Raw genomic sequence first — 20,636 nt, forward strand, 5'->3', positions numbered from 1 at the left:
CGCTCTTGAGTCCATCGCGAGCAAGCTCGCTCCTACAGGGGGGGGTAGCATCAGGATCTAGGCGCGTAGGCAAATACGTCGGCGCGCATCTGGTGCGCGTCCATCCCCGCTTCCACCAGCGCATCCAGCGTGCCGTAGACCATGGCCGGAGAGCCACTGGCGTACACGTGCAGCGGCTTGAGATCAGGGAAGTCTTCACAGACCGCTTCATGCAACATGCCGCAACGCCCCTTCCAGCCACATTGATCGCTGACGACCTTGTGCAGGAACAGATTGGGCAATTTCAGCCATTCGTCCCAATGCTCGACCTGGTAAAAATCTTCAGGACGACGCACACCCCAATACAAATGCACCGGATGCTTGAAACCCGAGGCCCGGCAATGTTCGATCAGGCCGTGGATCTGGCCCATGCCGGTGCCGGCGGCGATCAGCACGAGAGGACCGTCCGGCAACTCCTCCAGGTGGGTATCGCCAAATGGTAACTCGACCCGCACCATGCTGTTGCGCTGGAGCTGTTCGATCAGGCTCAGCGCACTGGATTCACGCGCCAGTACGTGGATTTCCAGGTCGCGCCCCGCATGCGGCGCCGAGGCCAGGGAGAAGGCGGACTTTTCTCCGTTCTCCCGCTCGATCATCAGGTACTGACCGGCGTGGTAGCGCGGCGGCTTGCCGGCCGGAGCCCGCAGACGCACGCGCCAGGTGTCGCCGCCCACGTCCTTGCACTCAATGACCTGACACGACACGCTGCGCACCGGCAGTTCTCCCAAGGCGAGCACGCCATCCCACAGCACGATGCAGTCTTCCAGCGGCTCCGCTATGCAAGTGTAGAACTCGCCATGGTCACGCACATTGCCGGCCTGCTCGACCCGGCCTTCCACCAGCAGCGCCGCGCACACGTGGCAATTACCATTGCGGCAGCTTTGCGGGCATTCGTAGCCCAAACGCCGTGCGCCATCGAGAATCCGCTCGCCGGGCAATATCTCAAGCACTGCTCCGGAGGGCTGCAAGGTTACACGCATCAATCTATTCCTAATTGATTCCAGATGGCATCGATCCGCTGGGTCACGGCATCGTCCTTGACGATGACCCGGCCCCACTCGCGGGTGGTTTCGCCCGGCCATTTATGCGTGGCATCGAGGCCCATTTTCGAACCCAGGCCGGACACCGGCGAAGCGAAGTCCAGGTAGTCGATCGGCGTGTTGTCGATCATCACCGTGTCGCGCTTGGGGTCCATGCGCGTGGTGATGGCCCAGATCACGTCGTTCCAGTCCCGGGCGTTGATATCGTCGTCGGTGACGATAACGAACTTGGTGTACATGAACTGTCGCAAAAACGACCAGACACCCAGCATTACCCGCTTGGCGTGGCCCGGGTACGACTTTTTCATGGTCACGATGGCCATGCGGTACGAGCAACCTTCGGGCGGCAGGTAGAAATCGGTGATCTCAGGGAACTGCTTCTGCAGGATCGGCACGAACACTTCGTTCAACGCCACGCCGAGGATCGCCGGCTCATCTGGCGGACGGCCGGTGTAGGTGCTGTGGTAGATCGGTTTGATCCGGTGGGTTATGCGCTCGACGGTGAATACCGGGAAGCTGTCGACTTCGTTGTAGTAACCGGTGTGGTCGCCGTACGGGCCTTCATCGGCCATCTCGCCCGGATGGATCACGCCTTCGAGGATGATTTCGGCGGTGGCCGGCACTTGCAGGTCGTTGCCGCGGCACTTCACCAGCTCAGTGCGGTTACCGCGCAGCAGGCCGGCGAAGGCGTATTCGGAAAGGCTGTCGGGCACCGGGGTCACGGCACCGAGGATAGTCGCCGGGTCGGCGCCCAGCGCGACCGATACCGGGAACGGTTGGCCGGGATGCTTCTCGCACCACTCGCGGAAATCCAGCGCACCACCACGGTGGCTCAGCCAGCGCATGATGACCTTGTTGCGGCCGATCACTTGCTGACGATAGATGCCGAGGTTCTGGCGATCCTTGTTCGGGCCCTTGGTGACGGTCAGGCCCCAGGTGATCAGCGGACCGACATCGCCCGGCCAGCAGGTCTGCACCGGCAACATGGCCAGGTCGACGTCGTCGCCTTCGATGACCACTTCCTGGCAGATCGCGTCTTTGACGACCTTGGGAGCCATCGAGATGATCTTGCGGAAGATCGGCAGCTTGGACCAGGCGTCTTTCAGCCCCTTTGGCGGCTCGGGTTCCTTGAGGAACGCCAGCAACTTGCCGATTTCACGCAGCTCGCTGACCGCTTCGGCGCCCATGCCCAACGCCACGCGCTCGGGGGTGCCGAACAGGTTGCCGAGCACAGGGATGTCATAACCCGTGGGCTTTTCGAAAAGCAGGGCCGGGCCTTTGGCGCGCAAGGTGCGATCGCAAACCTCGGTCATTTCCAGCACTGGGGACACCGGAACCTGGATGCGCTTGAGTTCACCGCGCTGTTCCAGGCCGCTGATAAAGTCGCGCAAGTCGCGATACTGCATGCGTGAGCCTCGTTTTGGCCGTGGCGTTCGGGGCAGGCAGTTTAGCGCCGAACCCTTCGGTTCAGAACCACGAACTGCCACCTGATCAAAAATCGGATAGCAAAAAGCCGGGTTTCCCCGGCTTTTTGTGCCTGCTCGACTTACTTGCGCTTCATCGACAGGAAGAACTCATCGTTGGTCTTGGTCGTTTTCAGCTTGTCGACCAGGAACTCGATGGCAGCGACTTCATCCATCGGGTGCAGCAGCTTGCGCAGAATCCACATGCGCTGCAGCTCGTCGTCGGCGGTCAGCAACTCTTCGCGGCGGGTGCCGGAACGGTTGATGTTGATGGCCGGGAAGACGCGCTTTTCAGCGATACGGCGATCCAGCGGCAGTTCCATGTTGCCGGTGCCTTTGAATTCCTCGTAGATCACTTCGTCCATCTTCGAGCCGGTTTCAACCAGCGCGGTGGCGATGATGGTCAGCGAGCCGCCTTCTTCGATGTTCCGCGCGGCGCCGAAGAAACGCTTCGGTTTCTCCAGGGCGTGGGCATCGACACCACCGGTCAATACCTTGCCGGAGCTCGGGATCACGGTGTTGTAGGCACGGGCCAGACGAGTGATGGAGTCGAGCAGGATCACCACGTCCTTCTTGTGTTCGACCAGGCGCTTGGCCTTCTCGATCACCATTTCGGCAACCTGCACGTGGCGGGTTGGCGGTTCGTCGAACGTCGAGGCAACCACTTCGCCGCGCACGGTGCGCTGCATTTCGGTTACTTCTTCCGGACGTTCGTCGATCAGCAGCACGATCAGGTGAACTTCAGGGTTGTTGCGCGCGATGTTCGCGGCAATGTTCTGCAGCATGATCGTCTTGCCCGCTTTCGGCGGTGCAACAATCAGACCGCGCTGGCCTTTGCCGATCGGGGCGCACAGGTCGATGACACGACCGGTCAGGTCTTCGGTGGAACCGTTGCCGGCTTCCATCTTCATGCGCACGGTCGGGAACAGCGGGGTCAGGTTCTCGAAGAGAATCTTGTTTTTCGCGTTTTCCGGACGGTCGAAGTTGATCGTGTCGACTTTGAGCAGTGCGAAATATCGCTCGCCTTCCTTTGGAGGGCGGATCTTGCCAACGATGGTGTCACCGGTGCGCAAGTTGAAACGACGGATCTGGCTCGGCGAGACGTAGATATCGTCCGGGCCTGCGAGATAGGAAGCGTCAGCGGAGCGCAGGAAGCCGAAGCCGTCCTGGAGAATCTCCAGCACGCCATCACCGGAGATTTCCTCACCGCTTTTCGCGTGCTTCTTGAGCAGGGAGAAAATCACGTCCTGCTTGCGCGAACGGGCCATATTTTCTATGCCCATCTGTTCGGCCAATTCGAGCAGTTCGGTAATCGGCTTTTGCTTGAGTTCAGTCAGATTCATATAGGAATGACGTAATCATTTATGGAGGGGGGAAATTAAGCTTTTGGCTTAATGAGGCCGCGCCGCTGAGAAGGCGACAGGATCGCGTACTTATTCGAAAAGGAGTGCGTCGGCGACGGCTAGCAGGGGGCAATGGAGAAACCAGTGCGGGGCCGAATGTACCACCTGAGTTTAGGAGCGTCTAGCCCTGAATACGCAAAAAGCCCCGCTATTTGCGGGGCTTTTTCAAGACACTTTGCAGCGACGCTTAGATGTTGGCGTCGAGGAAAGCAGCCAGTTGCGACTTCGACAGCGCGCCGACCTTGGTCGCTTCAACGTTGCCGTTCTTGAACAGCATCAAAGTCGGGATACCGCGCACGCCGTGCTTGGCCGGGGTTTCCTGGTTTTCGTCGATGTTCAGCTTGGCAACGGTCAGCTTGCCTTTGTAAGTCTCGGCAATTTCGTCCAGAACCGGAGCGATCATTTTGCAAGGGCCGCACCATTCAGCCCAGTAGTCGACCAGTACAGCGCCTTCGGCCTTGAGTACGTCGGCCTCGAAGCTAGCGTCGCTAACGTGTTTGATAAGATCGCTGCTCATGGAATTCTCCAGGTTGTAAGCAAAAAAACGTGGCCCATCATAGCCGCCCTTCCCTCGTTCAGGAAGGTGCAGATGATTGAGTCTCGCTATGGTGATTCATGAGTTTGGGTATAGCTCACGTCATGAAGTGACGGGAACCACGAACGCGATTCCGGTGCGCAACGCTGCATTGCGTACGTGCTCTTGCATGGCCTTTTGCGCGGCGCCAGCTGCCCCTCGCGCCAGCGCCCGGAGGATTTTTCGGTGTTCCTGCCAGGTTTCCATGGCCCGCTCGGCCCGGATGAACGGTAACTTCTGGCTCTCAAGAAAGATATCGGCGCTGGCGGTGAGGATGCTCAACATCGCCTGATTGCCACTGGCGAGCAGGATGCGCCGATGAAACTCGAAATCCAGCCGCGACGCTGCGTCGAAATCGCCGGCACGCAAGTGCTCGCGCATGGCGGCGACGTTTTCCTCCAGCGCATCGAGGTCGGCGCTGCCCAGATTCACCGCCGCCGCCCCCGCCGCAAAACCCTCCAGCGCATAGCGCAACTGGAAGATGTCCAGCGGCGAAGCCTGCGCCGCGAACGGCCAGTTCAGCGGCGCATCGCCTCGCGGCAGTTCCACCGGCGCCTGCACGAACACGCCTTTGCCCGGCTGGATGCTGATGACGCCCAGCGCACTCAGGGACGACAACGCCTCGCGCAAGGAAGCCCGGCTGACCCCCAATTGCACTGCCAGGTCCCGTTGCGAGGGCAAGGCATCCCCCGGCCCGAAGCCCTGTTCGGTAATCAGTTTGCGGATGGCTTGCAGCGCCACTTCAGGTACCGCGCGGGAGATCGAGTTCATGGTTTTCCAGACGAACCAGGCCAATGTGCGCTCAGTTGTAAAGCTATTCGCGACGCCCGGCAAGTCGTGCCCCATGGGGGTTCGGTGATTTACCTGGCTGCGCTATCGGGGTGCGAAATGCAACCTGACTGTTCAGACCAGTAAGACCGATCGACACCAGCAAAACCGCGCTCTGGCGCCCCCAAAACCCTAAGTTGGCATGGCCCATGCTCAGTCGATCCGCAGAAATCACTTCTTGCCGATTCGGAGATTTGCCATGACCCAGCGTTACCGCGCCCTCCTCGCTGCACTGTTTGCCAGCCTGATGCTGAGCCAGGCACCCGCCTACGCTGACGGCCTGGAGGATGTGGTCAAGCGCGGCGTCCTCAAGGTGGCCGTGCCCCAGGACTTCCCGCCCTTCGGCTCGGTCGGCCCGGACATGAAACCCCGCGGCCTCGATATCGACACCGCAAAACTGCTGGCTGACCAGCTCAAGGTCAAACTCGAACTGACGCCGGTCAACAGCACCAACCGCATCCCGTTCCTCACCACCGGCAAGGTCGACCTGGTGATCTCCAGCCTCGGCAAGAACCCGGAGCGCGAAAAAGTCATCGACTTCTCCCGCGCCTACGCGCCGTTCTACCTCGCCGTGTTCGGTCCGCCAGACGCCGACATCAAAGGTCTGGACGGTCTCAAGGGCAAAACCATCAGCGTCACTCGCGGCGCCATCGAAGACATCGAGCTGACCAAGGTCGCCCCCGAAGGCGTGACCATCAAGCGTTTCGAAGACAACAACTCGACCATCGCCGCGTACCTGGCCGGGCAAGTCGACCTGATCGCCAGCGGCAACGTGGTGATGGTCGCCATCAGCGAGAAGAACCCGAAACGCGTACCGGCGCTGAAAGTGAAGCTCAAGGATTCACCTGTCTATGTGGGCGTGAACAAGAACGAGCCGGCGCTGCTGGACAAGGTCAACCAGATCCTCGTGACCGCCAAGAGCGACGGTGCGCTGGAAAAGAACGCCCTGACCTGGTTGAAAGAGCCACTGCCGGCCGATCTCTGATACGGCGCGCTGGAGACGTTTTATGGCTTATCAGTTCGATTTCCTGCCAGTGGTGAACAACACCGATCTATTGCTGCGCGGTGCGCTGTTCACCCTTGAGTTGACAGCCATCGGCGCTGTGCTCGGCGTGGGACTGGGCATCGTCGGGGCGCTGGTGCGGGCGTGGAACATCCGGCCTTTCGCGGGGATCTTCGCGGTCTACGTCGAGTTGATCCGCAACACGCCATTCCTGGTGCAGTTGTTTTTCATCTTCTTCGGCTTGCCGTCTCTGGGCGTGCAGATTTCCGAATGGCAGGCGGCGGTGCTGGCGATGGTCATCAACCTCGGCGCCTATTCCACCGAGATCATCCGCGCCGGCATCCAGGCGATCCCCCGGGGTCAGCTGGAAGCCGCGGCGGCACTGGCGATGACGCGCCTCGAAGCATTCCGCCATGTGGTGCTGCTGCCGGCACTGGGCAAAGTCTGGCCGGCCCTGAGCAGCCAGATCATCATCGTCATGCTCGGTTCAGCGGTGTGTTCGCAGATCGCCACCGAGGAGCTGAGCTTCGCCGCCAACTTCATTCAATCGCGCAACTTCCGCGCCTTTGAAACCTACGCCCTGACCACGCTGTTGTACCTGTGCATGGCACTGCTGATCCGTCAGTTACTGAACTGGATCGGCCACCGCTTCATTGCAAGGAGCAGCCGATGAGCGACTTCACCTTCTGGGACATCGTGCGCAACCTGCTCACGGGCCTGCAATGGACGCTGGCGCTGTCGCTGGTGGCGTTCGTTGGCGGCGGACTGATTGGCTTGCTGATCATGGTCATGCGCATCTCGGATAAATCCCTGCCGCGCAGTTTCGCCCGCACCTACATCGAACTGTTTCAGGGCACACCACTATTGATGCAGCTGTTCCTGGTGTTTTTCGGCGTGGCGTTGGCCGGGATAGAGATTTCGCCGTGGATGGCGGCGGCGATTGCACTGACGTTGTTCACCAGTGCCTATCTGGCGGAGATCTGGCGCGGTTGCGTCGATTCGATTCCCAACGGCCAGTGGGAGGCCTCATCGAGCCTGGCGCTGAACCCGCTGGAACAATTACGCCATGTGATCCTGCCACAGGCATTGCGCATCGCCGTGGCGCCGACTGTGGGCTTCTCGGTGCAAGTGGTCAAAGGCACCGCCGTCACCTCGATCATTGGCTTCACCGAGCTGACCAAGACCGGCGGCATGCTCGCCAACGCCACCTTCGAACCTTTCATGGTCTACGGCCTCGTCGCCCTCGGCTACTTCCTGCTCTGCTACCCCTTGTCGCTCAGTGCGCGATACCTGGAAAGGAGACTGCATGCCTCTGCTTAGAATTTCCGCCCTGCATAAATATTACGGCGATCACCATGTGCTCAAAGGCATCGACCTGAGCATCGAGGAAGGCCAGGTGGTGGCGATCATCGGTCGCAGCGGCTCGGGCAAGTCCACCCTGCTGCGCGCCCTCAACGGCCTGGAGTCGATCAACGACGGCGTGATCGAAGTCGACGGCGAGTACCTCGACGCCGCCCGCGCCGATCTGCGCAGCCTGCGGCAGAAAGTCGGGATGGTGTTCCAGCAGTTCAATCTGTTCCCGCACCTGACCGTCGGCGAGAACGTCATGCTCGCGCCGCAAGTGGTGCAGAAAGTACCGAAAGCCAAGGCCACCGAACTGGCGCGGCAGATGCTGGAGAGGGTCGGGCTGGGGGAAAAGTTCGATGCCTTCCCTGATCGCCTGTCCGGCGGGCAGCAACAGCGGGTAGCGATTGCCCGGGCACTGGCGATGTCGCCAAAGGTTTTGCTATGCGACGAAATCACCTCGGCGCTGGACCCGGAACTGGTCAACGAAGTGCTGAGTGTGGTCCGGCAACTGGCCAGGGAAGGCATGACGCTGATCATGGTCACCCACGAAATGCGCTTCGCCCGGGAGGTTGGAGACAAACTGGTGTTCATGCACCAGGGCAAGGTGCATGAAACAGGCGATCCGAAGGTGTTGTTCGCCAACCCGCAGACGGCGGAGCTCGCGAATTTCATTGGCACGGTCGAAGCGGCGGTCTGAAGATCTGCGGTGCTCTTGACGCCGTCTTCGCGGGCAAGCCCGCTCCCACAGGGTCCTCTACTGGAATACGATTGCGTATTCGCTGCAAAAACCTGTGGGAGCGGGCTTGCCCGCGAAGAGGCCAGTGGCCGCACCACTAGAGCCCCATGGTGAAAGATCGCAGCCTTTGGCAGCTCCTACGCGTTGGCGGCAGCCTTTGATCGTGGCACGATGTCGAGGTTATCGACCGAGATCCCCTGACCATGCCGCAATCCCAAGCCAAGAATCTGTCCCTGATCGCCGCAATCGACCTGGGCTCCAACAGCTTTCACATGGTCGTGGCCAAGGCCCAGAACGGCGAGATCCGTATTCTCGAGCGTCTCGGGGAGAAGGTTCAGCTGGCCGCGGGCATCGACGAAGAGCGCCACCTCAATGAAGAATCCATGCAGCGCGGGCTCGATTGCCTCAAGCGCTTCGCCCAGCTGATCAGCGGTATGCCCACCGGCGCCGTGCGCATCGTCGGCACCAACGCCCTGCGTGAAGCCCGCAACCGTGCCGAATTCATCAGCCGCGCCGAAGAAATCCTCGGCCATCCGGTTGAAGTCATCTCCGGTCGTGAAGAAGCACGTCTGATCTACCTCGGCGTGTCCCACACCCTCGCCGACACACCGGGCAAACGCCTGGTGGCCGACATTGGCGGTGGCAGTACCGAGTTCATCATCGGCCAGCGCTTCGAACCGTTGCTGCGCGAAAGCCTGCAAATGGGCTGTGTCAGCTACACCCAGCGTTATTTCAAGGACGGCAAGATCACCCCGGCCCGTTACGCCCAGGCGTACACCGCGGCGCGACTGGAGATCATGAGCATCGAGCACGCCCTGCACCGCCTGACCTGGGATGAAGCCATCGGCTCCTCGGGTACCATCCGTGCCATCGGCCTGGCGCTGAAGGCCGGCGGTCAAGGCTCGGGCGAGGTCAATGCCGAGGGCCTGGCCTGGCTCAAGCGCAAACTGATCAAGATGGGTGACGTCGAGAAAATCGATTTCGAAGGTATCAAGCCGGATCGCCGGGCGATTTTCCCGGCCGGCCTGGCGATTCTCGAAGCGATCTTCGACTCCCTCGAACTGCAACGCATGGATCACTGCGAAGGCGCCCTGCGCGAAGGCGTGCTCTATGACTTGCTGGGCCGCCATCATCACGAAGACGTGCGTGAACGCACCCTCACTTCGCTGATGGGGCGCTACCACGTCGATCAGGAACAGGCGGCACGGGTCGAGCGCAAGGCGCTGCATGCGTTCGATCAGGTGGCCGAGGACTGGGATCTGGAAGACGGCGTCTGGCGCGAACTGCTCGGCTGGGCGGCCAAGGTCCATGAAGTGGGCCTGGATATCGCTCACTACCAGTACCACAAGCACGGTGCCTACCTGATCGAGCACTCGGACCTCGCCGGGTTCTCCCGCGAAGACCAGTTGATGCTCGCGCTTCTGGTACGCGGCCACCGACGCAACATTCCCAAGGACAAGTTCGCCGAGTTCGGCGAGGACGGCACCAAGCTGATTCGCCTGTGCGTGTTGCTGCGCTTCGCGATCCTGTTCCACCACATCCGCGGTACCCAGCAAATGCCACAGGTGGAACTGAACGCCTATGGCAATAGCCTGGAAGTGGTGTTCCCGGAAAACTGGCTGGACGAAAACCAGCTGACCCAGGCCGACTTTGAAATTGAAGCGCAATGGCTGACCCGGGTCGACATCGTGCTGACCGTGCGCTGAAATTGAAAAAGGCCTTCTTCGGAAGGCCTTTTTTTGTGCCGCGATTCAGCAAACAATGCAGCCCCCTAAGGGAATGGGCTTTCGTGGCGAGGGGGCTTGCCCCCGTTGGGTCGCGAAGCGACCCCAAAACCTGTGGTCATGCCGTGTCAGGTAAGCCGCGTGCAATATTTTACGACTGCTACGCAGCCGAACGGGGGCAAGCCCCCTCGCCACAAAAGCTCGCCCCCCACAGGCTCCCTGGCGTTAACGAACCGCCAGGATCGGGCTGCCCAAACGTTCCAGCAATGTCGCCTGGGCGCTACGCGGGTTCTGGTTGCCGGTCGGCGTGTTACGGATGTAACGGCCGTCCGACTGCAGGCTCCAGCTGTGGGTGTTATCGGTCAGATACAGCTCCAGCTCTTTCTTGACCCGCATGATCAGCTTCTTGCCTTCCACCGGGAAGCAGGTCTCGACGCGCTTGTCGAGGTTGCGCTCCATCCAGTCGGCACTGGAGAGGAACATCTGCTCATCGCCACCGTTGAGGAAGTAGAAGACCCGGGTGTGCTCCAGGAAGCGGCCGATGATCGAACGCACGTGGATGTTATGCGAGACCCCGGCAATGCCAGGCCGCAGGCAGCACATGCCACGCACCACCAGATCGATGCGCACACCCGACTGGCTGGCCTTGTACAGCGCGCGGATGATCTTCGGATCGGTCAGCGAGTTGAACTTGGCGATGATGTGCGCCGGTTTGCCGTCGAGGGCGAACTGTGTTTCGCGGGCAATCATGTCGAGCATGCCCTTTTTCAGGGTGAACGGCGCGTGCAGCAATTTCTTCATGCGCAACGTCTTACCCATGCCGATCAACTGGCTGAACAGTTTGCCGACGTCTTCGCACAGGGCGTCGTCGGAGGTCAGCAGGCTGTAGTCGGTGTACAGGCGGGCGTTGCCGGCGTGGTAGTTACCGGTGCCCAAGTGCGCGTAACGCACGATCTCGCCGGCCTCGCGGCGCAAGATCAGCATCATCTTGGCGTGGGTCTTGAAGCCGACCACACCGTAGATCACCACTGCACCGGCCGCTTGCAGCCGGCTGGCCAGTTGCAGGTTGGATTCTTCGTCGAAGCGCGCACGCAGTTCGATCACCGCCGTGACTTCCTTGCCGTTACGCGCGGCATCCACCAGCGCATCGACGATTTCCGAGTTGGCGCCGGAACGGTACAGGGTCTGGCGCACCGCCAGCACGTGTGGGTCCTTGGCGGCCTGGCGCAGCAGGTCCACCACCGGGGTGAACGACTCGAACGGGTGCAGCAGCAGGATGTCCTGCTTGCTGATCACGCTGAAGATGTTCTCGCTGTTCTGCAGCAGTTTCGGGATCTGCGGGGTGAACGGCAGGTATTGCAGCTCGCGCTGGCTGTCCAGGCCGGTGATGCTGAACAGCCGCGTCAGGTTCACCGGACCGTTGACCTGATACAACTCGCTCTCGCTCAGGTTGAACTGCTTGAGCAGGTAGTCGGACAGGTGTTTCGGGCAGGTGTCGGCCACTTCCAGACGTACTGCGTCACCGTAACGACGGGAGAACAGCTCGCCGCGCAAGGCGCGGGCCAGGTCCTCTACATCTTCGGAGTCCAGCGCCAGGTCGGCGTTACGGGTCAGGCGGAACTGGTAGCAGCCCTTGACCTTCATCCCCTGGAACAGGTCATCGGCGTGGGCGTGGATCATCGACGACAGGAATACATAGTTGTCGCCAGCGCCACCAACTTCTTCCGGCACCTTGATGATGCGCGGTAACAGGCGTGGCGCCGGGATGATCGCCAGACCGGAGTCGCGACCGAAGGCGTCGATGCCTTCGAGCTCGACGATGAAGTTCAGGCTCTTGTTCACCAGCAACGGGAACGGGTGCGTCGGGTCGAGGCCGATCGGGGTGATGATCGGCGCGATCTCGTCGCGGAAATAACGACGCACCCAGGTTTTGAGTTTGGTCGTCCAGTAACGGCGACGGATGAAGCGGACCTGATGTTTTTCCAGCTCCGGCAGCAGAATGTCGTTGAGGATCGCGTACTGGCGATCAACGTGACCGTGGACCAGTTCGCTGATGCGGGCCAGTGCCTGATGCGGTTGCAGACCATCGGCGCCGGCCTGTTCACGGGCGAAGGTGATCTGCTTCTTGAGGCCGGCGACACGAATTTCGAAGAACTCGTCCAGGTTGCTGGAGAAGATCAGCAGAAACTTCAGCCGCTCCAGCAACGGATAGGACTCGTCCAGCGCCTGCTCCAGCACGCGGATGTTGAACTGCAGTTGCGAGAGCTCGCGGTGGATGTACAGGCTGCTGTCATCCAGGCCAGGAATGGCCACCGCCGGCACTGTCGCAGTTGTTTCGACTACCGCCGCGGGCGGAGCTGGCTCCAGCTCCGGCGGGGTCTCGTCAACTTGCTCCACAACGGGTTGAGCGTCTTTTACGGCAACTTCAGTGAGTACTTCGGTATTCATCGAATGTTCCTGGGAGGGCTATTTTTGCTCTCGTAACAATTGAGCGGCACGAACGGCAAAGTACGTCAGGATGCCATCTGCCCCTGCACGTTTGAAAGCGGTCAGCGACTCGAGGATAACCCCTTCGCTCAACCAGCCATTCTGGATCGCCGCCATGTGCATGGCGTATTCGCCGCTGACTTGATAAACAAACGTCGGCACTTTGAATTCTTCTTTTACACGGCACAGGATGTCCAGGTACGGCATGCCTGGCTTGACCATGACCATGTCTGCACCTTCTGACAAGTCTGCCGCCACTTCGTGCAGGGCTTCATTGCTGTTGGCCGGGTCCATCTGATAGGAGGCCTTGTTGGCCTTGCCCAGGTTCAGAGCCGAACCGACCGCATCGCGGAACGGGCCGTAATAGGCGCTGGCGTATTTCGCCGAGTAGGCCATGATCCGTACATTGACGTGACCGGCCACTTCGAGGGCTTCGCGGATCGCCTGGATGCGACCGTCCATCATGTCCGATGGCGCCACGACCTGAGCGCCGGCTTCGGCGTGGGACAGGGCTTGCCTGACCAGTGCGTCGACGGTGATGTCGTTCTGCACGTAGCCTACTTCATCCAGAATGCCGTCCTGGCCGTGGGTGGTGAACGGGTCCAGAGCGACGTCGGTGATCACGCCCAGCTCAGGGAATTGCGCACGCAATGCGCGGGTCGCGCGCTGGGCGATGCCTTCCGGGTTCCACGCTTCGGCGGCATCCAGCGACTTGAGTTCCGATGGCGTCACCGGGAACAGCGCCAGTGCCGGAATCCCCAATTCGACCCACTTGGCCGCTTCTTCCAGCAACAGATCGATGGTCAGGCGTTCGACGCCCGGCATCGAGGCCACCGCTTCGCGACGGTTTTCACCGTCCAGCACGAACACCGGCAGGATCAGGTCATCGACGGTCAGGACGTTTTCACGGACCAGACGACGCGAGAAGTCGTCACGACGGTTACGGCGCAGGCGGGTTGCGGGGAACAAACGGTTGGCGGGGGTAAAGCTCACGGCAGACTCCTGAGCCCGCGCTTACGGGCGAGCGTGACAGTTATAAGCGGCCATTATGACGAACGTGTGACAGTTGTGTGCACCCCTGTGACAGGTAGCCGCATTCCATTGTCGTTGTAGGAAATGTTCACGTCGAGACACATTTGGACACTTTCCTGAATGTGTCCGAAGGGTTAGGCTGCGCGTTCATTTCGCCAGCACCCAGACAATGCTCCAACAATTTCTGCATGACTTCGGCTACTTTGCCCTTTTTCTAGGCACGTTCTTCGAAGGCGAAACCATTCTGGTACTCGCGGGCTTCCTCGCGTTCCGTGGATACATGGACATCAACCTGGTGGTGGTCGTGGCCTTCTTCGGCAGCTATGCCGGCGACCAACTGTGGTATTTCCTGGGGCGCAAACACGGCCGCAAGTTGCTGGCGCGCAAGCCGCGCTGGCAAATGATGGGTGATCGCGCGCTGGAACACATTCGCAAGCATCCGGACATCTGGGTACTGAGCTTCCGCTTCGTCTACGGTTTGCGTACGGTCATGCCGGTAGCCATCGGGCTGTCGGGCTATCCGCCGGGTCGTTACCTGCTGCTCAACGGCATTGGCGCGGCGATCTGGGCTGCCGCACTGGCAGCGGCCGCGTACCATTTCGGCGCAGTGCTCGAAGGCATGCTCGGCAGTGTGAAGAAGTACGAACTATGGGTGCTCGGTGCGCTGCTGGTCCTGGGCTTCGTACTGTGGCTGCGCCGGCGCTTCAAGAATGCCCGCCTGGCCAAGCAGGTCTACGCCGACGAACAAGCCCTGAAAGCTGTGCGGACCAATACCGAAGGCCCTACGACACCAACCGAGTGATGCGGTTTCTGCAGCAATAGAGACCGATGCCGCTCATCAGGCTGTAACTGAGCAGGCCGACCCAGCCCACGGCGCTGGCCGGCCACAGCCCCACCACCGGGGCCAGCCATACCAATGGCAGATTCAACGCCAGCCGCGCCAGCTCCAGCTTCAACGCCCACGGGCGATTCTCCAGGGCCACGCCCAGCACAAACAGACCGAACGCCACCGCTCCCCAGCCCAACACCAGGGCAGCGACTGGCAGCTTCGGTTCAAGATTCATCAAGTAACTGCCCAGCGCGATATAGACGCAGAACTGCAAAAGGACGTAGAGCTGCTGACGCCCGTCCAGTGCTACTTCGAATTTACGGAACTGGCTCAGGTCCGGCTTATTCATCGGGTATTTGGCCGCCACGTCCGCCGGGCGCCAGCCGGTACGCATGAACCAGATCCGCAGCTTGTCCCAGGTGCTTTCGGCACGCCGGGCATCTGTCCACAACTGCGCGTAGAACTGCACGTTCGCCCACACGGGATTCCAGCTCGCCAGCGGCGTGGTCACGCCAAAGATCACTGGTTCGTTGTCGTCTTCTTCCTGGAACGAGCCAAACAGACGATCCCAAATAATGAACACGCCGCCGTAGTTGCGATCCATGTAGAGAGCGTTCTGTGCATGGTGAGCCCGATGATTGGACGGCGTGACAAAGAACCATTCGAACCAGCCAAGCTTGGGAATATGCCGCGTGTGCACCCAGAACTGGTACAGCAGGTTCAGCGCCGCGACGCTGACGAACACCAGCAGCGGCACGCCGAACACTGCCATCGGCAGATAGAAGATCCAGCTCAACAGGAATCCGGTACTGGTCTGGCGCAACGCCGTGGACAGGTTGTAGTCCTCGCTCTGGTGATGCACCGAATGGGCGGCCCAGAGAATGTTGCGCTCATGGCCCAAGCGGTGCAGCCAGTAGTAGCAGAAGTCGTAGAAGACAAAGGCAAACACCCAGGTCCAGACGCTGTCGGCCGACAGCTCGAACAGTGCCAGATGCTTGAGGGCAAACGCATAGGTCACCAGACCCACACCCTTGGTCAACAGACCCGTGGTGGTCGACAGCACGCCGGTGCTGATGCTGTTGATCGCGTCCGCCACCCGATAATTGCTCACCCCGCGCCAACGGTCGGCCAGCAACTCGACAGCGATCAGCACAAAGAAAAACGGAACCGCATACAGAATGAGGTCCATGACGCGCCCTGACCGGAATCTTGAGGACAGATGCTATGTGTAACCGTGAATTAACCCTATGGCAACGAGTGACAAATTAGTGGACATTTAACGCCATGAATCTGGAGAAAAGCCCATGAGCAAAAAAGTTGCAGTGATCCTTTCCGGTTGTGGCGTATACGACGGCGCCGAGCTCCACGAGAGTGTTATCACCCTGCTGCGCCTGGACCAGCGCGGTGCCCAGGTACAGTGTTTCGCACCGAACATCGCGCAGTTGCATGTGATCAACCACCTGACCGGCGAAGAAATGCCCGAGTCGCGCAACGTGCTGGTGGAATCGGCGCGGATTGCCCGGGGCAACATCAAGGATATCCGTGACGCGAACGTCGATGAGTTCGATGCGTTGATCGTGCCCGGCGGCTTCGGCTCGGCCAAGAACCTGTCCAGCTTCGCCATCGAAGGCGCCGGCTGCACCGTTCAACCGGATGTCCTGGCACTGACCGAAGCCTTTGCCGAGGCCGGCAAACCGGTGGGATTGATGTGCATTTCCCCTGCCCTGGCGGCAAAAATCTACGGCCCGGGCGTGACCTGCACCATTGGCAATGACACCGACACCGCTGCCGCGATGAACAAGATGGGCGCAACCCATACCGATTGCGCGGTCAGTGACATCGTCGAAGACAAGGCACGCAAACTGGTGAGCACCCCGGCTTACATGCTGGCGCAATCGATCAGCGAAGCGGCGTCGGGGATCAACAAGCTGGTAGACCGGGTACTGGAGCTGACCCACGAAAGCGATGCCTGACACTGTTCAGGACTGTAGGAGCGAGCTTGCTCGCGAAAGACGTGAGAGCGCCGCGTTCATCCAGCCAGCACTCGTCATCGTTGACGTCCATCGCGAGCAAGCTCGCTCCTACAGTTTGCGGGCCAGCCGGGTGAGGATCCGGTCCAGCGCATTGGCAAACGCCTGCTTTTCACGGTCGCCGAACGGCGCTGGCCCCCCGCCCGCTTGCCCCTGCTCGCGCAAATCGGTGAACAGGTTGCGCACGGCCAGCCGCTCCCCCATGTTCTGCGCATCAAACTCCTTGCCTCGTGGATCGAGCGCTGCCACGCCCTTCTTCACCAGACGGTCGGCCAATGGCACATCGCTGCAAATCACCAGCTCACCAGGCACCGCGTATTCCACCAGATAGTCGTCCGCTGCATCCGGGCCGGTCGGCACCACGATCAGCTTGACCAGTGCCAGCCCCGGTTTGATCTGCGGCTGCCCGGCCACCAGCACCACTTCGAACTGGCGCTTGAGGGCGAACTTCACCACCAGGTCCTTGGCCGCCCGCGGACAGGCGTCGGCATCGATCCACACACGCATTGGTTTTTCCTCTGTTGAAAAGCATCGCGGGCAAGCCAGCTCCCACAGGTTAACGCTAAACCTGTGGGAGCGTGGCTTGCCCGCGAAAGTGAGCGAAGCGAATGCCGTTTAAGAAACCTGCACGCGCTGCTTCTCAGCCACCCGGCTGCGGCCATACAACACGATGATCGCTGCAATCGCCACGGCCTGAGCACTCAGCGAATACGCATCGGCATGGATTCCCAACCATTCAAAGTCAAAGAACGGCACCGGTCGCGTACCGAAGATCCCGGCTTCCTGCAGCGCTTTCACGCCATGCCCGGCAAACACCACCGACAAGGCGCACAAAAGACCGGCGTTGATGCTGAAGAACAGCGCCAGCGGCAACTTCGCCGAACCGCGCAAAATCACCCAGGCCAGACCAGTCAGCATCACCACAGCGGTCGCACCACCGGCCAGCACCGCGTTGTGTCCCGCGGGACCGGCCTGCAGCCACAGGGTTTCGTAGAACAGAATCACTTCGAACAATTCGCGATACACCGAGAAAAACGCCAGGGTCGCGAAGCCCAAGCGCCCGCCGCCGCCCACCAGGCTGGTCTTGATGTAATCCTGCCAGGCCGCCGCGTGACGACGGTCATGCATCCACACGCCCAGCCACAGCACCATGACGCTGGCAAACAACGCCGTCGCGCCTTCCAGCAATTCGCGCTGCGAACCGCTGACATCGATCACATAGGCTGCCAGCGCCCAGGTACCCAGCCCCGCCACAAACGCCAGGCCCCAGCCGACGTTAACGCTGCGCACCGCCGTCTGTTGACCTGTGTTACGCAGGAAAGCCAGGATTGCCGCCAGCACCAGAATCGCTTCAAGACCTTCGCGCAGCAGAATCAGCAAGCCGGAAATGTAACTCAACGACCAACTCAAACCGTCGTTGCCCAGCAGACCGGCCGACGCCTTCAACCTGGCCTTGGCCGCGTCCAGGCGCTGTTCGACGTCGTTCACCGGCAGGCCGTCCTGCAACGACTGACGGTAGGCCATCAGGGATTTTTCAGTGTCTTTACGCACGTTGGCGTCAATGTTATCCAGCGAACTTTCAACCAGCTCGAAACCTTCCAGATACGCTGCTACCGATAAGTCATAAGCCTGATCATGCTCACCGGCACGATACGCCGCGATGCTCTTGTCCAGAGTGGCCGCGGTGTAGTCGAGCAATTGTGCCGGGCCACGCTTGACCTGCGGCGGTTGCGCCCGTTGGGCACGAAACGTCGCAGCGGCTTGCGAGCCTTCAGCGGACTGTACTTCGGCCGGAGTCTGACGGGCCAGGTCGGCGATGTTGTAGGTTTTGTCAGCATTGGCTGTCGCCAGGTCGACACTGAAGCTGGCGATATAGGTGGCCAGGTCCCAACGCTGACGATCATCCATTTGATCGGCAAAGGCTGGCATGTCAGTCCCTTCGACACCCAGGCCCAAGGTGCTGTAGATCGCGTAGAGGCTCAGGCGATCCAGCCGAGTGGTATCGCGCAGGTTGGACGGCGGTGGCGTCATGCCAACACCTGCCGGGCCGTCGCCAGCCCCCGTGTCGCCATGGCAGACCGAGCAATGCTGGGCGTACAGCGGCGCCCCACGCGACGGGTCCGGCGTAATGACCGGGGCCTGGCTGACTTCATAGGCCACGGCCAGCTTCGCACCCAGTTGCCGGGTCTGGCGAGTGACCTCGGCACCGTCCTGACGGGCGCCGATGGAGTTTCCCAGCGAGGTCAGGCTTTGCTCCAGCGCAGCTTTTTCCGGTATGGCTGGCATGGCTGCAATCAGACTTCCCAGCGTCTTGACCGACTCTTGCTGCGCGCGAAATCCGGCCTGATTCGTGATGCTGCCCGCCTGCACCGTGTCCGGGTAATCCGCGCCGATGTAATCGAGCAAGTGCAGCGCCTGCGGCGCACCTTCTGCGGAGGCGGCCAGCAGTTGAAAGCTGCACGCCGCGAACAGCGGCAGCAACAGCCAGGCCAGGAAACGGGTGGGGGCAATCATGAATGAATCTCAATTTGAAAAACGAAGTTACATATTGTTAACGCCCAACGGATTTCGCTCAAGCCTTGTTGGGCCTCCCTGCGAAATCGCGGGTTCTCCAAGGTACTGATTCGTCAATGAAAAAGGCGACCGCATGGGTCGCCTTTTGGGGTTTCTGTCGGTTTAGACTGCGGCTCTGCGCAGCGTCGCCATGAACGCTGCCGCCCCGATGAACAGCCCGGCAAAGGTCCGGTTCATGCGTTTTTGCTGTTTCGGTGTGCGCAGCAGACGCAGCACTTTGGACGCCAAACCGGTGTAGCCGGCCATGACGATCAGGTCGACGCAGACCATGGTCACGCCGATCACCAGATACTGAATCAGCAGTGGAGCATGGGGGTCGATGAACTGCGGCAACACCGCCAGCATGAACACCAGCGCCTTGGGGTTGCTGATGTTCACCAGGAAACCACGGAACACCAGGGCCATCGGCTTGCCGATCTGGCGCACTGCCGCGTCATCGCTCATATCGCTGGGCAGCGCCCGCCATTGCTTGATCGCGAGGTAGACCAGATACGCCACGCCAAACCATTTGATTGCATAGAAGGCTGTGGCCGAAGCCGTGAGAATGGCGCCGACACCGGCACCGACGATGGCGATCTGCAAAGCCAGGCCCAATTGCAGACCCAGGGCATTCCAGTAGCCGCGCCAGAAGCCGTATTGCAGGCCGCTGGACATCGACGCAATGGCGCCGGCACCGGGGGACAGGCTGATTACCCAGCAGGCGGCAAAAAAAGCCAGCCATGTTTGAAGCTCCATTGCACACCTCGACTCAGACTCGTGACAGACGTCTAAGCTAATGCGGCTTTGGGTGGATGACTATCGATTTTTTGCAGGACATGGTGACGGCCGACCAGCGTTCAGGGTTTGAGGGCCTCATCGCGAGCAAGCTCGCTCCCACAGGGCTCTCAGGTTCGCTGAAGATCAACTGTGGGAGCGGGCTTGCTCCGGGCGGCGATCCGACGATGGCGGTGTATCAGGCAGCAGAAGGTTTACTTTTCAAACCCGCTGGAAGGAAACACATCCGTCCCGCGCCAGCGCCGCACCGAACGCTGGAAGAACAAACTGTTGGGCACCTGCACCATGGCGCTGCCCGTGCCGAGCTCTTCAGCCTCGATCAGCGTGGTGTACAGGAGATTGATCGCCACCACCCGGCCTTTGACGCCGGGTTTGTCGGTGGTGTCCACCAACTCGACCACGTCACCTATGCGAAACGGGCCGACGGTAAAGATCAATATCGCGCACAGCAGGTTCGACAGCACGCTCCACATGGCGAAAAACGCCACCGCCGCCACCGCGACGAAACCGGACAACGCGGTCCAGAGCACCGTGGCCGATACACCAAGTCGCTCCAGGACGAAAATCAGCGCGCTGCCCATGATCAACCAGCGCAAACCGCCCCGCAGCGGCATCAACAACTGCGGCGGGAACGGGTAACGCTCACCGAGACGGGTCAGACATTTCGCGACGAAGCGCTGGGCGAAGTACCCGGCCAACAGGATCAGGAGGATTTGCACGCCGAGCCAGATCGGCTCGACCCACACCGCCGGC

19 protein-coding genes are annotated in these 20,636 nt (G+C 60.7%); 7 read left to right on the forward strand and 12 right to left on the reverse strand.

Annotated features, from left to right (window positions below):
• Nucleotides 1-50 precede the first annotated feature (50 nt).
• The 5 genes from PMI29_RS13065 to PMI29_RS13045 all read right to left on the reverse strand — a co-directional run bounded on the left by PMI29_RS13065 (nucleotide 51) and on the right by PMI29_RS13045 (nucleotide 5,290).
• Nucleotides 51-1,019 carry a CDP-6-deoxy-delta-3,4-glucoseen reductase gene (locus PMI29_RS13065; protein ID WP_007998934.1) on the reverse strand — a complete coding sequence of 323 codons (969 nt, stop codon included), beginning with the start codon at nucleotides 1,017-1,019 and terminating at the stop codon, nucleotides 51-53.
• Nucleotides 1,019-2,485 (reverse strand): 4-hydroxy-3-polyprenylbenzoate decarboxylase, encoded by a 1,467-nt coding sequence (gene ubiD, locus PMI29_RS13060; RefSeq protein ID WP_007998936.1) that lies wholly within the window; start codon nucleotides 2,483-2,485, stop codon nucleotides 1,019-1,021. Before ubiD ends, PMI29_RS13065 begins: the two co-directional genes overlap by 1 nt.
• A gap of 140 nt (nucleotides 2,486-2,625) precedes the next feature.
• Nucleotides 2,626-3,885: a transcription termination factor Rho gene (gene rho, locus PMI29_RS13055; protein ID WP_003206716.1), complete on the reverse strand. Its 1,260-nt coding sequence runs from the start codon at nucleotides 3,883-3,885 to the stop codon at nucleotides 2,626-2,628.
• Nucleotides 3,886-4,132: 247 nt separating this feature from the next.
• The gene (gene trxA / locus PMI29_RS13050) at nucleotides 4,133-4,462 is read right to left on the reverse strand and encodes a thioredoxin TrxA (protein WP_003206727.1); all 330 of its coding nucleotides are present in this window, start codon (nucleotides 4,460-4,462) and stop codon (nucleotides 4,133-4,135) included.
• A 120-nt stretch (nucleotides 4,463-4,582) separates the two neighbouring features.
• Complete coding sequence (locus PMI29_RS13045; RefSeq protein WP_033052444.1) at nucleotides 4,583-5,290, reverse strand: FadR/GntR family transcriptional regulator; 708 nt, start codon at nucleotides 5,288-5,290, stop codon at nucleotides 4,583-4,585.
• A 256-nt stretch (nucleotides 5,291-5,546) separates the two neighbouring features.
• On the opposite strand from PMI29_RS13045, the gene PMI29_RS13040 reads away from it, so the two are divergent.
• The 5 genes from PMI29_RS13040 (at nucleotide 5,547) to ppx (ending at nucleotide 10,139) form a co-directional block, all read left to right on the forward strand.
• A complete protein-coding gene (locus tag PMI29_RS13040) occupies nucleotides 5,547-6,332 on the forward strand; it encodes a transporter substrate-binding domain-containing protein (protein ID WP_007998940.1) in 786 nt (261 codons plus the stop codon).
• Nucleotides 6,333-6,354: 22 nt separating this feature from the next.
• Entirely contained in the window at nucleotides 6,355-7,023 is a 669-nt protein-coding gene (locus PMI29_RS13035) for an amino acid ABC transporter permease (protein WP_007998942.1), read from the forward strand.
• Entirely contained in the window at nucleotides 7,020-7,670 is a 651-nt protein-coding gene (locus PMI29_RS13030; protein ID WP_007998944.1) for an amino acid ABC transporter permease, read from the forward strand. The genes PMI29_RS13035 and PMI29_RS13030 overlap by 4 nt, the downstream gene beginning before the upstream one ends.
• On the forward strand, nucleotides 7,657-8,394 hold the full coding sequence (locus PMI29_RS13025) for an amino acid ABC transporter ATP-binding protein (protein ID WP_007998946.1): 738 nt from the start codon (nucleotides 7,657-7,659) through the stop codon (nucleotides 8,392-8,394). Before PMI29_RS13030 ends, PMI29_RS13025 begins: the two co-directional genes overlap by 14 nt.
• 242 nt (nucleotides 8,395-8,636) lie before the next feature.
• A complete protein-coding gene (ppx, locus tag PMI29_RS13020; protein ID WP_007998948.1) occupies nucleotides 8,637-10,139 on the forward strand; it encodes an exopolyphosphatase in 1,503 nt (500 codons plus the stop codon).
• Nucleotides 10,140-10,382: 243 nt separating this feature from the next.
• Here the strand turns inward: ppx and ppk1 are convergent, their stop codons facing one another.
• Both ppk1 and hemB read right to left on the reverse strand, forming a co-directional pair.
• Nucleotides 10,383-12,605 carry a polyphosphate kinase 1 gene (ppk1, locus tag PMI29_RS13015; protein ID WP_007998951.1) on the reverse strand — a complete coding sequence of 741 codons (2,223 nt, stop codon included), beginning with the start codon at nucleotides 12,603-12,605 and terminating at the stop codon, nucleotides 10,383-10,385.
• An 18-nt stretch (nucleotides 12,606-12,623) separates the two neighbouring features.
• Nucleotides 12,624-13,637: a porphobilinogen synthase gene (gene hemB, locus PMI29_RS13010; RefSeq protein WP_007998953.1), complete on the reverse strand. Its 1,014-nt coding sequence runs from the start codon at nucleotides 13,635-13,637 to the stop codon at nucleotides 12,624-12,626.
• A gap of 208 nt (nucleotides 13,638-13,845) precedes the next feature.
• On the opposite strand from hemB, the gene PMI29_RS13005 reads away from it, so the two are divergent.
• On the forward strand, nucleotides 13,846-14,478 hold the full coding sequence (locus PMI29_RS13005) for a DedA family protein (RefSeq protein WP_007998955.1): 633 nt from the start codon (nucleotides 13,846-13,848) through the stop codon (nucleotides 14,476-14,478).
• Here the strand turns inward: PMI29_RS13005 and PMI29_RS13000 are convergent.
• Nucleotides 14,459-15,694, reverse strand: coding sequence for a sterol desaturase family protein (locus tag PMI29_RS13000; RefSeq protein ID WP_007998957.1), 1,236 nt, complete (start codon nucleotides 15,692-15,694; stop codon nucleotides 14,459-14,461). The genes PMI29_RS13005 and PMI29_RS13000 overlap by 20 nt on opposite strands.
• 115 nt (nucleotides 15,695-15,809) lie before the next feature.
• Here PMI29_RS13000 and elbB point away from each other — a divergent pair, with 115 nt between their 5' ends.
• Nucleotides 15,810-16,478, forward strand: a complete 669-nt coding sequence (gene elbB, locus PMI29_RS12995; RefSeq protein ID WP_007998959.1) for an isoprenoid biosynthesis glyoxalase ElbB — start codon at nucleotides 15,810-15,812, stop codon at nucleotides 16,476-16,478.
• Between the two features lie 108 nt (nucleotides 16,479-16,586).
• On the opposite strand, the gene PMI29_RS12990 is transcribed toward elbB, so the two are convergent.
• From PMI29_RS12990 to PMI29_RS12975, 4 genes are all read right to left on the reverse strand, one after another.
• Nucleotides 16,587-17,042 (reverse strand): YaiI/YqxD family protein, encoded by a 456-nt coding sequence (locus PMI29_RS12990; RefSeq protein ID WP_007998960.1) that lies wholly within the window; start codon nucleotides 17,040-17,042, stop codon nucleotides 16,587-16,589.
• Nucleotides 17,043-17,150: 108 nt separating this feature from the next.
• Nucleotides 17,151-19,049, reverse strand: coding sequence for a cytochrome c/FTR1 family iron permease (locus PMI29_RS12985; RefSeq protein WP_007998963.1), 1,899 nt, complete (start codon nucleotides 19,047-19,049; stop codon nucleotides 17,151-17,153).
• A 162-nt stretch (nucleotides 19,050-19,211) separates the two neighbouring features.
• Nucleotides 19,212-19,844 (reverse strand): homoserine/homoserine lactone efflux protein, encoded by a 633-nt coding sequence (gene rhtB / locus PMI29_RS12980; RefSeq protein WP_007998964.1) that lies wholly within the window; start codon nucleotides 19,842-19,844, stop codon nucleotides 19,212-19,214.
• Between the two features lie 233 nt (nucleotides 19,845-20,077).
• A partial coding sequence (locus tag PMI29_RS12975; protein WP_007998966.1) for a mechanosensitive ion channel family protein occupies nucleotides 20,078-20,636 on the reverse strand: 559 nt, incomplete at its 5' end.

This window comes from Pseudomonas sp. GM49, assembly GCF_000282355.1.
Lineage (GTDB): Bacteria > Pseudomonadota > Gammaproteobacteria > Pseudomonadales > Pseudomonadaceae > Aquipseudomonas.

Bases quoted from the DNA above. Each gene is read 5' to 3' on its own strand.
- PMI29_RS13065 (WP_007998934.1), bottom strand. From the start codon at position 1,019: ATGCGTGTAACCTTGCAGCCCTCCGGAGCAGTGCTTGAGATATTGCCC.
- ubiD (WP_007998936.1), bottom strand. From the start codon at position 2,485: ATGCAGTATCGCGACTTGCGCGACTTTATCAGCGGCCTGGAACAGCGC.
- rho (WP_003206716.1), bottom strand. From the start codon at position 3,885: ATGAATCTGACTGAACTCAAGCAAAAGCCGATTACCGAACTGCTCGAA.
- trxA (WP_003206727.1), bottom strand. From the start codon at position 4,462: ATGAGCAGCGATCTTATCAAACACGTTAGCGACGCTAGCTTCGAGGCC.
- PMI29_RS13045 (WP_033052444.1), bottom strand. From the start codon at position 5,290: ATGAACTCGATCTCCCGCGCGGTACCTGAAGTGGCGCTGCAAGCCATC.
- PMI29_RS13040 (WP_007998940.1), top strand. From the start codon at position 5,547: ATGACCCAGCGTTACCGCGCCCTCCTCGCTGCACTGTTTGCCAGCCTG.
- PMI29_RS13035 (WP_007998942.1), top strand. From the start codon at position 6,355: ATGGCTTATCAGTTCGATTTCCTGCCAGTGGTGAACAACACCGATCTA.
- PMI29_RS13030 (WP_007998944.1), top strand. From the start codon at position 7,020: ATGAGCGACTTCACCTTCTGGGACATCGTGCGCAACCTGCTCACGGGC.
- PMI29_RS13025 (WP_007998946.1), top strand. From the start codon at position 7,657: ATGCCTCTGCTTAGAATTTCCGCCCTGCATAAATATTACGGCGATCAC.
- ppx (WP_007998948.1), top strand. From the start codon at position 8,637: ATGCCGCAATCCCAAGCCAAGAATCTGTCCCTGATCGCCGCAATCGAC.
- ppk1 (WP_007998951.1), bottom strand. From the start codon at position 12,605: ATGAATACCGAAGTACTCACTGAAGTTGCCGTAAAAGACGCTCAACCC.
- PMI29_RS13005 (WP_007998955.1), top strand. From the start codon at position 13,846: ATGCTCCAACAATTTCTGCATGACTTCGGCTACTTTGCCCTTTTTCTA.
- PMI29_RS13000 (WP_007998957.1), bottom strand. From the start codon at position 15,694: ATGGACCTCATTCTGTATGCGGTTCCGTTTTTCTTTGTGCTGATCGCT.
- elbB (WP_007998959.1), top strand. From the start codon at position 15,810: ATGAGCAAAAAAGTTGCAGTGATCCTTTCCGGTTGTGGCGTATACGAC.
- PMI29_RS12990 (WP_007998960.1), bottom strand. From the start codon at position 17,042: ATGCGTGTGTGGATCGATGCCGACGCCTGTCCGCGGGCGGCCAAGGAC.
- PMI29_RS12985 (WP_007998963.1), bottom strand. From the start codon at position 19,049: ATGATTGCCCCCACCCGTTTCCTGGCCTGGCTGTTGCTGCCGCTGTTC.
- rhtB (WP_007998964.1), bottom strand. From the start codon at position 19,844: ATGGAGCTTCAAACATGGCTGGCTTTTTTTGCCGCCTGCTGGGTAATC.